Here is a 15321-nt window from a genome sequence, read left to right on the forward strand (position 1 = left end):
TCCGTCATGCCATCATGAGATTCACAATTCGATGAAATCGTAAAACGATAACAAATAGAGAGCCGTGTGCATCGAGAGGTGCACGCACGGTTCGGGAGGGAGTCGGTACTGCCGGCTTACCTCATACCATGATGCGGTATCTGCAATACTCCACACTTCAGGAAACCGACCTTCTGTTTTTCGACAACTGGGCGGCAAACTTCGGGGAAACGGTAACAGCGACCGAACTTGCCCCGGAGGGATCCGGATTCCGCAGCAAGACACGCTTTGCGCACTTCTTTAATCTTCCGGAACTGATGAATCTCTGGAAAGAAGCCGCGGACATTCAAACCGCCGATACGCTCCATCTCCCGATTCCACACGCGGAGTACATCAATGTGGTCACGCAGCCAAGCGATTTTCAAAAAGAAACGATCCGGGAATTCGGAGAGCGCGCGGAAGCGGTACACAAGGGAACGGTTGATGCAAAAATCGACAATATGCTCAAGATAACGAGCGAGGGCCGGTTAGTCGCGCTTGATCAGCGCCTGATGAACCCCCTGCTGCCAGACGATCCGGACAGCAAGGTTAACGCCTGCGTCAATAACATACTCGACGTTTGGCGGGAATCCACGCCGGTGAAAGGGACACAGCTTGTTTTCTGCGATCTTTCGACTCCAAAGACAAAATGTGAAATCAAAATGGAAATGGTCGGCGGCGTTGCAAAAATGGTAGACGGTCAATTCGACGAGAGTCAATTTACCGATGTTTACAATGACATTCGCCTGAAGCTGATCCGCCAGGGCCTTCCCGAAAAAGAAATAGAGTTTATCCACAGCGCGAAAACGGAAGTGCAGAAATCGGAACTGTTTGCTAAGGTACGGAAGGGCCAGATTCGCGTTTTGCTCGGGTCCACCGCAAAGATGGGGGCCGGAACAAACATACAGGATCGTTTGGTAGCACTTCACCATATTGACTGTCCCTGGAAACCCCGTGACATTGAACAGCGCGAGGGCCGCATCCTCCGCAAAGGCAACAACAACCCAAATGTAAAGATTTTTCGGTATGTCACAGAAAATACGTTTGACAGTTATTCGTGGCAGCTGATTGAAAACAAGCAGCGCTTTATCAGTCAGATCATGACCAGCAAATCACCGGCCCGAAGCTGCGAAGACATTGACGATTCCGTTCTTTCCTATGCGGAAGTGAAAGCTCTGGCGACCGGAGATCCGCGCATCAAGGAAAAGATGGATCTCGACATTCAGGTAACCAAACTCAAAATGCTAAAATCCGGGTTTCTGTCTCAGCATTATGCGCTGGAAGACAAGTTGCTGAAATTTTATCCGGAAGCGATTCAAGCAAAAAAAGCGATGATTGCCGCGTTGAAAAGCGATCTGGATTTTGCAAAGGAACATCCGCTTCCAGATGCCGATCACTTTATGATGACACTTAAAGGCATGGTATACACAGACAAAAAGAATGCGGGAACGGCACTCATCAAAGAGTGCGGGAAATTGAATTTCATGGAAAATAAAGCTGATGTTGGCGAATACCGCGGCTTTTCCATACAGATTCAATATCATCCCCTTACTCATGAAATCCATGCCGTACTGAGGCACAGTGCGGCACATTCTGCGGAGCTGGGGCAAGACTCGGTCGGCAACATCACCCGGCTGAACAATCTACTGAAAACAATCCCGGAACGTCTCAACACAGAACAGAGTAACCTTGAACTGCTGAACCGTCAGGTTCAGGAAGCTAAGCAGGAACTCAAAAAGGAGTTTCCAAAGGAACAGGAGCTTACTGAGAAATCTGCAAGGCTGAATCAGCTTTCTCTCGAACTCAGCCTTGAAAAGCCGGAACAAATTCCACCGGAAAAATCAGAGAAAGAAGATAACGAGACAATGCCCGCATCTCTCATGAATCGAGTTGACGCGGCACGTCAGTCTGTCCCTAATTTGGGACATATTCCACAGCATCCGGAATTTGAAAAATAACAATCTGAAAGGAGATCTCCGTGTGAACCATGATGAAAAAGTGAAGGAGCTTTCCCAGCGTCTGCTGGACGGAGTCAAACAGACATTTGAGAGTAACCGCTTCAAGCAGTATCTAAATGCCGTTTCTGTCTTTCACCGCTATTCTTCACGAAACACCGCGTTGATTTTTCTGCAAAACCCATCCGCAACCCATGTGGCCGGATTTGAAGCATGGAAAAAGCTTGGACGGTACGTTCGTCGCGGCGAAACAGGAATTTCAATTTTTGCTCCGTCAAAATTGGTTGTGAAATTGAATCAGCCTCTGTTGGATGACAACGGAAATCCTGTTTTTGATCAAGATGGAAACCCTAAAACAGAAACGATCCAAAAGAGCAAAATCCATTTTCGTGCTGTTACTGTTTTCGATATTTCTCAAACAGACGGCGATCCTCTTCCGGCGCTCTGCAACGAATTGCAGGGCGCCGTTCCTGATTTACAAAACATTTTTACCGCCGTTCAAAAAATCAGTCCTTACAAAATCGTATTTGAGGATATGCACGGCGAAATGAAAGGCTTCTGTCAGCATTCCAAGCACTTAATTGCAATCAAGTTCGGAATGAGTGACGAGCAAATTGTAAAAACTTTGCTCCACGAATACGCCCATGCGGTCCTCCACGCGCGTTCTGAAAAAAGCAAAGAACAGAAAGAAATAGAAGCGGAAAGCGTCGCGTTCATCGTTTCCAGCTTTCTCGGAATCGACACGTCAGGTTACAGTTTCGATTACGTATCCTCCTGGAGTTACGGTATGGAAGCCACACAGCTTCAGGACATGATGGAAAATATTCAGGACAACGCGAACACGTTGATCGGCAAAATTCAGACTGAGCTGGAAAGCCTTGAAAAATCACCTGAGCATAAAATTGAAAATCTTCCGATACGGCTTTCCAAGGCACTTGAAAAATCGGAACAATTAAACAACGAAAAGGAGATGATCCCCAATGCAAACCTGCTGGCTCAATGACGAAGAACAGCAAATCATGAACGACCTGGACGGCCTGCCGGAGTCTGAAAAGATCAAAAGTCTGGAGGATTCCATCGCTGAGGAACCCGATGAAACCGGGCGGAGAGTCCTGAGGACTCTCATCTCAAAGTTGAAGGGAGGCCTTTTGTAGAACACCGGGCTAACCCTACGGGCGAGCACTGCAAGTGGATATCCACTTGCCAATTTTCACAAAATCAGCCTCCGGCCAATTTATATGAAAAGCATTTTTAGGGGGCTGCCCCTAATACCCCGTGGTTTTCAACCGGATTGGAAGATTTCAACTGTCTTTAGTTGAAAATGATAATGAGAGAGGTCGGGATAAATGGACAAACAGAGGAAAAGAAGCCGCGCGGTTCTTCTTCGTTTTTCAGAAGAGGAAATACTTTTTCTTCACACAAAAATGAGAGAAGCAGGAATCAAGAATCGTGAAGCATATTTACGAAAAATGGCGCTGGACGGTTACATTATCCGAAAAGATTATTCCGAATTGAAATCGCTCATCAACGAACTGAACCACATCGGAAATAACCTGAACCAGATGACGAAAGTAGCAAACACCTACGGCGGAGATCACATCCAACTCTCCGAGTTAAAAGCAATCGAGGGGGGCCTGAAAAAAATATGGCAACAACTTTCATCACTGGAATAGCAGTCCGTCCGGGCCGTTCCTCACTCCAAACCGCATACGATTCCATTTCCTATATTACAAATCCCCGAAAGACAAGAAACGGCGAGTTAGTGTCCGCGTTCCGGTGCAGTCCAAATTCCGCGCCGTTTGAAATCATGTATGACCAGCACATGTACGAACAGGAAACCGGCAGAAAAGTTATTGTAAAATACACCGACGGCAGGAAGTCGTATCTGCTGATGACGATGCGCCAGTCATTCGCGCCCGGGGAAGTGACGCCGGAGCAGGCGCTTGAACTTGGGCGCGAGCTGGCCGACCGATTTTTGAAAGGAAAGTATCAGTATGTTATTGCCACACACATTGATAAAGCCCACATTCATAACCACATTATTTACAATATTGTGGGAAGCGATAAAAAGAAATTCAGGCAGACAGAATACACACCCCAGCAGCTTCGGGATCTGAGCGACAGGATCTGTAAAGAGCATGGCCTGTCCGTCGTAATTCCCACTGAGTGGCAAAAGCGGAAATTTACAAATGAAAAGGTAACGTCATACCGTACTGTTCTCAAAAACGACATCGACCGGTGTATCCGCGCGGCGCAGGACTACGAAGATTTTTTACGCCGGATGCGGGAGCAGTACTACGTCGACGAAACCGGAAAATATTTAAGGTTTCGGCATCGGACGAACGGACAGCAGCGGATGATCCGGTCTTATACTCTGGGCAAAGGTTATACCCGACAGGAAATCAGGATGCGCGCCGAGATGGAGGAAGAACTGATTAACCCGGCTACATTTTCACAAAAGCTGCGGAATATCGAAGCAATGATTCACGCTGCCGGTTATGTTCGGGAAAACGGAACGGATTTTGACCGTCAGTCAGAACAGCTAAAGGAGCTGATGGAACAGACACAAAAGAAAATGGATGAGATGCGGGATAAGCTGACCCGTATCGAAAGTATTGCAAAATGCTTTGACGCGCTGGAGCAGTACGGCTCTGTTTACAGTCAATATCAATCCGGCCAGATGTTCCCGCAGGAAGTTTTGGAACATCAAACCGAAATTGGTCTGTACCAATCCGCGCGGGCGACGCTGAAAGAAAATCACATTGGCGCAGGCGTTGAAGAGCGGAACCGGTTCCGCTCTGAACTTGCCCGGATCCGGGAGGATGCCGCTAAGCTGGAAGATCAGTACCGAGCGACGGTCAGGCAGTTGAACCGTGTGGAGGAAGTCCGGGAAATTTCCGAACGTGTGGAAGCGGACGATCCCATCATCGCAAGGAAAAAAGGAGGAAAGCAATATGGTCGGTGACGAATTAGGTGAAAAGGTTGTAGCGATTCATTTCAGCGCGGCTGAAAAAATCACGAAAGCAACGTTAAGCGCACTTTTAGGACTTTTACTCGCAGGGGGTGGAAAAGTCATCTATCATGCCACATCCAACAAGATGAACATTCACAAAATGGCAAAGGAGGGCGGTCAAACGCAAGGCATTGAAGTTTCTAAAAGTGAAATGAAAGGGTTTGACACATACGCCCGAAAATATCATTTTGAGTACTCAATGGTCCGTGAAAAAAACGACAAGACCCAGTATATTTTTATGTTCCGTGCCAAAGACATGGATCGCTTGGAACACGCGGCAAAGGATTTTTTCAAAGACGGACGCGACCATACCAGTTTGCAGAAAAAAATAGAGCAGGCCCGCGAAAAAGCGTTCAACATCAATCAGGCTCATGAGGTAGAAAAATCAAAAGAGCAGACCAAATCAAAGGGCCGGAATCGAGGCAGAGAAAGATGACCAAGAAGAAAAATCCCGTTTTGCTGTTCCTGGCTCAATTCATTTTAATTTTTGCCCTGCTTAATATACTGCTCGCATTGGTTTCATACAAACTCAAAATTCAAACGGATCTTAAGGTTGTCGAAGGAGTGTCTGCCGGTGTCTCCCTGGTTCTTTGTGTCATGAATTTCCGCCCGAAAAAGCGAAGTGAATACAAAGACATTGAGCATGGATCCGCCCGGTGGGGAAAGAAAAAGGATATCGCGCCTTACATAGATCCGGTGTTTCGAAACAACATCATCCTCTCCTGCAGGGAATTTCTCTCAATGAATATGTGGAAAACCCGCCGAGACTGCCACGTGTTTGTGGTTGGCGGTTCCGGATCCGGAAAATCCAAGTTCTATGCAAAGCCGAACGTAATGCAGATGAACGCCAGTTATGTCATCACCGACCCAAGCGGAGAGCATATGCGCGATGAAGGAAAAATGCTGGAGGATCACGGGTACAAGGTGAAAGTGTTCAATGTTGTGGACATGGAGGACAGCCTGCACTTTAACCCGTTCCATTACTATAAGGAACCGGAGGACATTATCCGGTTCGTCGAACTGTTCATCGCCAACACGAATGGAGGAACATCTCAGAATTCAAGCGGGGACATGGGCTTCTGGAACAACTGTGAAAAGCTCTGGTTCATGGCCCATATTGCCTACGTGATGGAAACCTGTCTGGAAGAAGAAAAGAATATGAATTCAGTCGTCCTTCTTTTAAATAATTCGGAGGCGCGCGAGGACGATGAGAGTTACAAGTCTGCGGTTGACATTTTATTCGACGAGCTGGAACAGAAAAACCCGGACAGCTTCGCGGTCAAGCAATATAAAAAATACAAGCTGGCAGCAGGCAAGACCGCAAAGTCCATCCTGATCAGCGTCGGCGTCCGGCTGGCGAATTTTGATATTCCGAAAGTTGCGCGCCTCTTTGAGGATGACGAACTGGAACTGGACAAAATGGGGGATGAAAAAACGGCGCTGTTCATCATCGTCAGCGATACCGACAAGACCTTTAACTATATCGTCGCCATGCTGCTTGATATATTGTGGAAGTCCCTCGCAAAGATTGCCGATCATCAGCCGGAACACCACTTGACCATCCCGGTCAGGTGCATCCTCGACGAAATCGCCAACATCGGCTTTTTCCCGGATCTGCACATTATGATCGGCGTCCTCCGAAAGCGTTGGGTGTCGCTGGAACTGCTGTTCCAGAACCTGAACCAGCTCAAGGCGCTGTATAAGGACAACTGGGCGACCATCGAGGGAAACTGCGACACGACTGTCTTCCTCGGCGGGAAAGGCGAAGATACCACAAAATATGTATCCAACGACCTTCTCGGCAAGGCGACGATTGATACGAAGTCTTACGGAGGGGGCGGTACGGCCAGCAGTCTCGGCCAAAACAGCTACAATTTTAACGAGCAGAAATCCGGGCGAAATCTGCTGGATGAAACAGAGGTTGCCCGTCTTAAGGACGACGAGTGCATTGTTCAGATTCGCGGCCTGCAGCCGTTCAAAAGCAAAAAATACAATCCGGAAGATCATGAAAATTACAAATATCTTGCGGACAGCAATAAACGTAACACTTATCGGTTCCATCGAGGAATGGATTTGGAAAACGCGGAAATTCACTACGTCACGTTAGATTTAAAGGAGGAAACAAAATGAAAGGTACAGATATGTTGGAAATATTGCAGACTTTTCTTCTCGTCTTAGGCGGCCTCGGCGTAGTTTGGGGCATTTACGATATGTTTGGAGAAGGTCAGCAAAACAGCATGGGGGTTAAAAAAATCGTAGGTGGTATTGCTTTCGCCGCTATTTCTTGGTTTATCATGGCGTCGGCAATTAAAAATGTCAGCTCGGCGGAAGCAAAGGCCGGGCTTGACTGTGCTCTCCCTGCAATCACCCGGTTCACAGGTTTCCTCTTTATGGGGCGGTGAATCATGTTTGATATTGTCACCTTCTGGATTGTACGGATCTATGCGGGTATTAACGATATGGCGGGGACAATTACGTCTGACGTGCTGAAATCCCCCGCCGATGTGTTCGGGGCGGATTACTGGGACAGTTTGCTGAAAATCGGCATGTCCGCCGTCATGCCTTTTGCCATTCTGATTCTCAGCTTCTGCATGGCCGGCGATATGTACAAAATGTACTGCAGGGCGAACGGCGCACCGGACCTTGAAGTGATCTCCCTGACCTTTATCAAATACATCATTCCGTTTGTCTGCATGACTTACACCTATGATCTTCTGCAATTCATCTTCACGCAGATCAACAGTATGATTCTCCAGCTTTACAACCAGGTTACGATTGGAACCGGGAATCAGGTTGACACTTCGGCTTTTGTCCAGCAGGTTTCTCAGATGTCTTTATGGCAAAAGTTTGGAGTTCTGATCCAGATGTTCGGCCCCTGGCTGGGAACGGAAATTATGTCGGTTGTGGCCACCGTTGTGGTTTACGGGCGCCTTTTTGAAATTGTGATGTTCTGGATCTTTGCTCCGATTCCGTTTGCCACCTTTGCCAGCGACGATCTCAGAAGCAGCGTGGGCATGAACTTCGTTAAAATGTTCTGCGCGCTGATCCTGCAGGGCGGTTTAATTGTATTAACTGTTTCCATGTATTTGATGCTGATTAAAAGCGTGACGGTTCAGACGTCCGTACCAGGTGCTTTCGCCATGCTGGGATATACGGCAATCCTGATTACCGTTATGGTGAAAACCGGTTCCCTTTCGAAACGGCTTTTGGGGACATTTTAAGGAGGTGTTTAATATGATTGTTCCGATTCCGGACGATATTTATTGCTATGAGCATAAGGTTTGGGGGAATTTTACAAAACGCCAGCTCATATGCGGATTAATCGCTCTTGCTGTTATCTTTACAGTATTTATCCCCGTATTCTGGAAAACCAGTAATCCGCGACTGTCATGCTTCTTGGCTTTTGTCGTTGCTTTTCCGGTTATACTCTGCGGCGTGTGGAAAAAAGACGGCCAGTACCCCGAAAAAGTCATTTGGTATCAATGCCGTCAACGGTTCAAATTCCCGCAAAAGCGTAAATTTGTGATGTCCAATCTATATGAAATCATCCAGCGTAATCAGAAGGAGTATGAATCGGCTTATGAAGAGTATGAAAACAAAGAACAACAGAAAAAAAAGAAAAGCCGTCTCAGGTATTTTACTTCCCTGGTCCAAAAGAGACACGGCTCAAAGCAGCATCCCGTTTGAGAAAATGTATGGCGACGGCATCTGTGATTTGGGAAACGATAAAAGCAGCGCGACATGGGCGTTTGATGACACCAATTACAGTAATACGGAATCGTCTTCCCGTTATGATACTTTTGAACAATACTGCCAGTTTTTGAATTGCTTCGATGAAACAACACAGTTTCAAATTCACATTAATACTAAGCCTCTTTCCCACACTCGCATCCACCTCGATATTCAAGCTTTTGAAACCGTCTCTGAAGAACTCAAACAGTGTGTCAACGAATACAACGAATTTATGCACCGGCGTTTTATCAGCGACAGCACCTATATTCAGGAGAAATATGTTACCGTGACGGTTGAAGAAAGCGACTATAATCTGTCCCAAAGACGCCTTGGGCGTATTGGTATCGAGAAACTTGCCCTCCTGCATAAGCTTGGTTGTAAAACGAAGATGCTGGACAAACCACAGCGATTGACACTGCTGCGCGAAATTTACCGTCCAGATGACCTATCGGAAATCAGCTACGAGCAAATGATAAAAAGCGGGGTTTGTGACAAAGATCTGATTGCTCCCTATTCGATGGATACAAGCCATGACGATTATATCAAGCTGGGTGATTACTATACGCAGACGCTGTTTCTGACCGACTTTCCGAGTGACATCACAGATTCGTTGATCAAAGATATTACGACACTGGACAAGCGGCTGCTGTTAACCATCAATGTGCTGCCGCAAAACCCCGGAGCCGCAATTAAGGAAGTAAAAGACCGTCTCAAATCGCTTGACCGCGAGAAAGAGGACAGCTTGTCACGTCAAGTAAAGATGGGCATCGTCGATCCAAAACCACCGAGAGATCTAAAGGACGTCATCACCGGTACGGAAAACTTTTTAAACGATCTGAAGGCAAGAAATGAAAAAATGTTTCTGGCCAATATTCTGATCTTTGTCAGCGCAAAGTCTTTAGAAGAAATGGACTCAATTGTGGAAGCCGTGGAAGATAAAGTTGCAAAAAGTGGATGCACCATAAAACCGTTTACCTTTGCACAAGAGGAAGGATTAGATTCCGTCGTTCCGCTTGGGCGAAACGACACGTTTATCCGCCGTACTTTTACTACTTCCTCCCTTGCTGCTTTTATCCCGTTCAATGTGGTGGAAATCGTCCATCCGGGAGGGCTGTGCTATGGACGCAACAAGCTCTCCCATAATATTATCCTGATGGATAGAAAGCGTTACATCAACGCCCACGGATTCTATTTCGGCGCATCCGGTTCCGGGAAAACAACCGGCGCGGAGCTGGAAATGTGGGAGTGCTTTTTCCGGACGAACGACGACATGATCATCATCGACCCGGAGGGAGGTTTCACAAAACTGGTCAATCTTCTGGGCGGACAGGTCATTGAGGTATCGAACGCGGCGAAAACACGCTTTAACCCATTTGACATTAACGAATACTACGGCGGCGAAGAAGACCCGAATCCAATTCCGTTCAAGTCCGATTTCATCATCTCCCTCATTGAAGTGACTTTAAATTACCGGGATGGGATTGACCCTGTTGCGAGATCTGTCATCGACCGGTGTGTCCGACAGGTGTACCAGAATTACATGAAAAATCCCTGTGAGGAAAACATTCCTACTTTTCTGGACTTCTTTACTCTGTTAAAAGAGCAGCCGGAACCGGAGGCAAAATATCTGGCGAGCAGTCTTGAGATTTTCATTGAAGGCAGCCTGAACATTTTCGCCGGCAAATCCAACGTCAATATTCACAACCGGCTGATCTGCTTCAATACCAAAAATCTGGGCAAACAGCTCCAGGTGATGGGGATGTCGATCATTCAGGATTTCTGCTGGAATCTGATCTCCAAGAACCAGGCGCTGCACAAAAACACCTGGCTATGGAACGACGAGGTTCATCTCAGCCTGCGCAACCAGCAGACCGCTGAATGGCTGACAAACAGCTGGAAGCGCGGACGTAAATATGGCCTGATCGCAACCGGCATGACGCAGGAAGTACGCGACGCCGCCCGCAGCGAGGCCGGTCAGGCCATGATCGCAAACTCGGAATTCATCATGCTCTACCGGCAGAAGAAAACCGAAATCGAATCCATCTCTCAGCTGATGGGCCTGTCGGAACAGCAGATCAGCGACCTGCAGCTCTGCGAATCCGGCGTCGGGCTATTCAAAGCCGGAAACAGCATTGTGGAATTCAACAATCGCCTGGATGACCATATGAAGTTATTCCAGTACATCCAGTCGGACATCAAAAATAAAAATACACGACCGGGTGATGCCGTTGCTGGATAAGGAAGTAATAAAATATTCCCGTGACGGCGTGATAAAAAAGAACCTTGCGACCGGGCAGACAGAGCTTGTGACTCAAAGCGACTACGCTAAGGAAATGAAGTACCACCCTGTGCGGGAAAAGACGTGGGACCATTCTTCCGGCGAGCGCCCGGCAGAAGAAGATCATAAAAAAGCTCCGAAAGCGCTCAAGCAAACAAAGATAAACCGTTCCGGCCGGAACGGCGCGGAAGAGGAAAAGCAAGCTTTGGCAGGAAAGACGACTTATAACACCCGGCCCAATCGCAGCAGGCCAGCTACCGGCACCACAAGTCCGGGAAAGCCGTCCGGCGCTGTCCGGCGAGAAGCCAGATCCTCAACCGGCCGAAAAAGCGTAGAAAGCCGTTATACGGCGTCCGACCAAAAAGCCGGTTCCCCTCACGCGCCGGTCAAATCCCGTTACGGTTCCCGTTTTCATCAGAGCCTTGGAAAGCGGATCTTTCATGCCTCAAAGGACCATATTTTTCACAGTGAAGATGAGAAAGAGGAAAATCCCGGGCTGCAGGCAGCGGGGACGGCTCTGCGCATGATTCAGCGGCTTCGATCCGGCGCGCGGACCATCAGTAATATTCGTTCCCCAAAAAGTCAGGTATTCCGAGGAACGGAGCGCACCGCTTCCACCACAGTCAAAACGGTTGCGAAAAAGGCCGCCGGACTGCTGAAACATCCGGCGGTCGCCAAATTTCTTCTTCTGGCGGCGGCTGTTTTACTGGGCCTGATTACTGTCTGCATGCTGCTCGGCGGTATTCTGGAGGCTTTTGCCGGCAGCACAACGGAACACCCGGAGCTGACCGGTTACGTCGAACAGCTGGACAATGATTTTCTAGCCAAAATCGACGCGCTGAAAACAGACTATGAAAAAAAGAGCAACACAACCGTATCGATTGTAGGCGACGAATCCGTCGCCACTGACCCGAACGCCCTGGCGATTCTGGCAACCGGCGAATGGACGGTCATGGATCTGACGCCGGAAAACAAGGAAAAGCTGGCGAAATGTCACGCGGTTCTGAATACGTATACGGTCGCATCTCAGGACAAGACCGTTACGGAGACAACAACCAATCCGGATGGAACCGCAACGAAAACCCAAAAAACGGTTCACCATGTGACTATTCAGGTCCGTGTGTATACGGCTGAGGAAAGACTGGATCACTTCGGATTTACAGCAAAGCAAAAGCAGGATGTTTCCGAGCAGCTCTCTCTTCTCAATGCGATTTCAACCGGTATGATCGGAAATAATAGTGGGGCGAACATTACCGTAGGAGACGGAGAATTTGCATGGCCTCTGCCCGGACACACTTACATATCCTCCGGTTACGGCTCGCGCGTCGATCCGATTACCGGAAAAGCCGGAGCGTTTCATACCGGCCTAGACATTCCCGCCCCGACCGGAACTCCGGTGCTGGCGTCAGCGGGCGGCACGGTTATCTATTCAGGCGTGAAGGGAGGATACGGAAACTGCGTTATCATTCAGCATGAAAACGGCATACAAACCCTGTACGGCCACAACAGCGAACTGGATGTGAAAAAGGGCGACAAGGTTACGCAGGGACAGGTGATTGCAAAAGTCGGACAAACGGGGCGGGCTACCGGCCCGCACTGCCATTTTGAATTTCGCGTCAACGGTCAGCATGTAGACCCGGCGCCTTATTTGCACCCGAAACAAAACATCAGCTGAATTCCCTTAAGGAAAGGCTTCTCTGCCTTTCCTTTTTTATGTCAGGAGGAAAGAAGAATGAGCGAACGAATTGAATCACTGAACCGGGCAGTGGAACGAGACGAACAGAAAATCCAAAAGCTTCAGGAGACCATCAAAGCCAGAAAAGAAAAAATCCGCGAGTTGGAAAACGCGGAGATTCTTAGCAGTCTCAACTCCTTATCCGCCCAGGGAGTGCCGGTCAAGGAAATCATCGCGGCTATCGGCAGCAAGGATGCCGACACTCTCATGGAGCTGGTCGCAGGAAATGAACCGCCATCAGGAAGCGGAACCGGTTCCGCTTTTCAAACAATAAAGGAGGACATGGAAAATGGATAATCTGTTGGACATGCTTACAAAAGCAGGCTACGAAGTCAGCAGCATCGGAAGCGACGTGCTTCCCTGCACCTTAGGGCTGGGAGATCAGCCAATCGGGTTTCTTATGGATGATCTTTCGGTCCGGCTCCTGCCGGATCAGGAAAAGGAACGGGCAAGGCTCCAGCCGGTCATCGCGTTTGCAGCCGAAAATCAGGGGATCGAGCAGGACCAGGGAGAATACAAGCTATCCCAATATCAAAATGTGATTTTGACCGCTTCCTTCGACTATGAGAGCTGCCGGCCGGTCTATAACATTTACTCCGAAGATCAAAACAAGGAATGGACCTTATTAAACTCTTCCGAAGTAAAGTCAGTGGCCACAAAAGATTTTGTTGCACGCTCCGGCTTGGTTTCCGGAGAAATCCCCGCACCGACGCTTGAAACGAGCCGCGTTCGTCAGTTTATGAACGCAATTAAGGACAAAGGGTATCAATTCCGGGAAAACCGGGAAGAGGCCCAGCGGAGCTATGAGATTACAGACAGGGACGGCAAAACAGTCGGCTATATCGGTAAAAACAACCGGGTTACGATTATTTCCGAGGACAGCCGTGTAAAGCGGACATTGACTAACGCCTATCTGGATACCAATCCGGACAATGTGCTGCTCCCACCCTTTTTTGAACGCTTAAAAGAACGGTTAAAAGATATCGGCCTCGCGCTGAAAGTGATTTTCACCCCGAAGGGGAAGCACTATGCCATCCATAACGAGCGTCAGGAGATCGCCGCGGTGAGCGAACAGCATGAGGTCACCTACACTGACGCCGCGACCGCCGCGCAAAAGACCAGGATTGACGCGCTGGTGGAAGAACTCCGGCAGGAGCAGCTGGAAAAAGAGCAACCGGCCGCAACGGTTTCGCAAGAACCGGAACAAAATTACAATAGAACATTCGGAATGGAACAGGCGGCGATTTCTCCTGCGGATATTCAGCATTTCGCCGAGGCCGTCCTTTCCGATCCGGCAATGGCCGAAGCGTTGTTCCAGACCGTTTTGTCCGATCCGGAGTTTGTTTCCCGTCTGAATGAAAACCTTGCACAGACGCAAGATGCTGCAACACCGACGAATGAATCACCGTCCCCGGAATTGAATCAGGAAGCTGCCACGGAAAAACAGTCCGTGCAGGAGAGCCCCGCCGCGCAAAAGATAAAACAGTCCTTTGAAAAGGAATACGGCTATCTGCAAACCCTCTTTGGATTTAATCAGGAGAAATACGACGCTCTCAAAGCGGATATGACGGCCCGGTTCGGTACCGCAGACCCGAAAGAATTCAGCGAAATGCTGGCACAGGGTAAATTTGACAAATCGGACTCCTTACAGGGCAAACTGGAAATCTCTCAGCGAATTGCCGAAATGAAAAACAACGCCCGGACTCAGCGTGAGAAAACACAGGAAAAGGAGAGAGCATAAATGTTAGAACTGGATCAGGCAGCCACTTATCTTGAGAAATTGGGATACACCGCGGAAAAACAGGGCGGTTTGGAAAAGTACCTGGTGGTTTTTCGAAAAGCGCGCCCACTTGGGTTTATTCTGGCCGACGGGTCCGTCCGTCTGGTCAACGGCGAAAAAGGTGCTGACGGGATTCGGCAGATTCTTGGCTTTCTGGAAAAGAACCACAGTCTTGAACTTGTAGGCAACGGGGAATTTCTCATTGGCGACATTCGAGGAAATCAGTACACTACCTATTTCGACAGTGCTGACCAGATTGTCCGGTATGCCGTTTATATTCATGATAAGAATGGAGAAGTCCGCAGCACCATCTTCGATTCGGAAAAGGATGCCGCTTATGAATTTATCTCGAAGTCCCAGGTAATCGACCTGAAAAAATACCTTCCCCAGCAGGAAGGCTTTATGAACCGTGCCAGATCCCGTTTGATCCGTTACCTGATGCAGCAGAACAATAAGAATAAGCAACAGGTGGAGCGGCTTTGAGCCGCCCCGCCTGTCTTTGAAACGGAAGTGATAGCAAATGTCCGTCAGCCGAAAAACAGGTGAGATCTATTATACCGACGATGAGCTTCAGACCGCGCTGCAAAACAATAACGCGCTTCAGTATGCGCTCTCAAGGCATTATAAACTTATCAAAAGTAGCAGAAATACATACACCATGAAAGAGCATGATAGCATGGTTTTGTTATCGCCGGAGTATAATTGACCGAGATCGCCGGCGGAATTGACCCACTCAAGAATAACGGCTACCATGGCATAAAGAAACGCCATGGAGGTAGGCCGGATGTTAAGGAGTGGAATGATACACAT

General features: G+C 48.4%; 16 protein-coding genes. All 16 read left to right on the forward strand.

Annotated features, from left to right (window positions below):
* The first annotated feature begins 128 nt into the window (after positions 1–128).
* The 16 genes from CAFE_RS07645 (at position 129) to CAFE_RS07720 (ending at position 15217) form a co-directional block, all read left to right on the forward strand.
* Positions 129–1976, forward strand: coding sequence for a helicase-related protein (locus CAFE_RS07645; protein WP_207708876.1), 1848 nt, complete (start codon positions 129–131; stop codon positions 1974–1976).
* Positions 1977–1998: 22 nt separating this feature from the next.
* The gene (locus CAFE_RS07650) at positions 1999–2976 is read left to right on the forward strand and encodes an ArdC-like ssDNA-binding domain-containing protein (protein WP_156990256.1); all 978 of its coding nucleotides are present in this window, start codon (positions 1999–2001) and stop codon (positions 2974–2976) included.
* The gene (locus CAFE_RS07655; protein ID WP_156990257.1) at positions 2954–3127 is read left to right on the forward strand and encodes a hypothetical protein; all 174 of its coding nucleotides are present in this window, start codon (positions 2954–2956) and stop codon (positions 3125–3127) included. Before CAFE_RS07650 ends, CAFE_RS07655 begins: the two co-directional genes overlap by 23 nt.
* A gap of 192 nt (positions 3128–3319) precedes the next feature.
* Positions 3320–3646, forward strand: a complete 327-nt coding sequence (locus CAFE_RS07660) for a MobC family plasmid mobilization relaxosome protein (RefSeq protein ID WP_156990258.1) — start codon at positions 3320–3322, stop codon at positions 3644–3646.
* The gene (locus CAFE_RS07665) at positions 3619–4938 is read left to right on the forward strand and encodes a relaxase/mobilization nuclease domain-containing protein (RefSeq protein WP_156990259.1); all 1320 of its coding nucleotides are present in this window, start codon (positions 3619–3621) and stop codon (positions 4936–4938) included. The genes CAFE_RS07660 and CAFE_RS07665 overlap by 28 nt, the downstream gene beginning before the upstream one ends.
* On the forward strand, positions 4928–5422 hold the full coding sequence (locus tag CAFE_RS07670) for a PcfB family protein (protein WP_156990260.1): 495 nt from the start codon (positions 4928–4930) through the stop codon (positions 5420–5422). Before CAFE_RS07665 ends, CAFE_RS07670 begins: the two co-directional genes overlap by 11 nt.
* On the forward strand, positions 5419–7116 hold the full coding sequence (locus CAFE_RS07675; protein ID WP_156990261.1) for a VirD4-like conjugal transfer protein, CD1115 family: 1698 nt from the start codon (positions 5419–5421) through the stop codon (positions 7114–7116). The genes CAFE_RS07670 and CAFE_RS07675 overlap by 4 nt, the downstream gene beginning before the upstream one ends.
* Positions 7113–7388, forward strand: coding sequence for a hypothetical protein (locus CAFE_RS07680; protein ID WP_156990262.1), 276 nt, complete (start codon positions 7113–7115; stop codon positions 7386–7388). The genes CAFE_RS07675 and CAFE_RS07680 overlap by 4 nt, the downstream gene beginning before the upstream one ends.
* A gap of 3 nt (positions 7389–7391) precedes the next feature.
* On the forward strand, positions 7392–8207 hold the full coding sequence (locus CAFE_RS07685; protein WP_156990263.1) for a hypothetical protein: 816 nt from the start codon (positions 7392–7394) through the stop codon (positions 8205–8207).
* 13 nt (positions 8208–8220) lie between these two features.
* Complete coding sequence (locus tag CAFE_RS07690) at positions 8221–8673, forward strand: PrgI family protein (protein WP_066642205.1); 453 nt, start codon at positions 8221–8223, stop codon at positions 8671–8673.
* Positions 8567–10957 (forward strand): VirB4-like conjugal transfer ATPase, CD1110 family, encoded by a 2391-nt coding sequence (locus tag CAFE_RS07695; RefSeq protein WP_156990264.1) that lies wholly within the window; start codon positions 8567–8569, stop codon positions 10955–10957. Before CAFE_RS07690 ends, CAFE_RS07695 begins: the two co-directional genes overlap by 107 nt.
* On the forward strand, positions 10947–12671 hold the full coding sequence (locus CAFE_RS07700) for a M23 family metallopeptidase (RefSeq protein ID WP_207708877.1): 1725 nt from the start codon (positions 10947–10949) through the stop codon (positions 12669–12671). The genes CAFE_RS07695 and CAFE_RS07700 overlap by 11 nt, the downstream gene beginning before the upstream one ends.
* Before the next feature lie 57 nt (positions 12672–12728).
* A complete protein-coding gene (locus CAFE_RS07705) occupies positions 12729–13028 on the forward strand; it encodes a hypothetical protein (RefSeq protein WP_066642193.1) in 300 nt (99 codons plus the stop codon).
* Positions 13021–14472, forward strand: a complete 1452-nt coding sequence (locus CAFE_RS07710) for a hypothetical protein (protein ID WP_156990265.1) — start codon at positions 13021–13023, stop codon at positions 14470–14472. The genes CAFE_RS07705 and CAFE_RS07710 overlap by 8 nt, the downstream gene beginning before the upstream one ends.
* Positions 14473–14994 (forward strand): hypothetical protein, encoded by a 522-nt coding sequence (locus CAFE_RS07715; protein WP_156990266.1) that lies wholly within the window; start codon positions 14473–14475, stop codon positions 14992–14994.
* A gap of 37 nt (positions 14995–15031) precedes the next feature.
* The gene (locus CAFE_RS07720) at positions 15032–15217 is read left to right on the forward strand and encodes a hypothetical protein (RefSeq protein ID WP_156990267.1); all 186 of its coding nucleotides are present in this window, start codon (positions 15032–15034) and stop codon (positions 15215–15217) included.
* Positions 15218–15321: the final 104 nt, after the last annotated feature.

Origin of the sequence: Caproicibacter fermentans (assembly GCF_009746625.1) — a bacterium.
GTDB classification, from domain to species: Bacteria; Bacillota; Clostridia; order Oscillospirales; family Acutalibacteraceae; genus Caproicibacter; species Caproicibacter fermentans.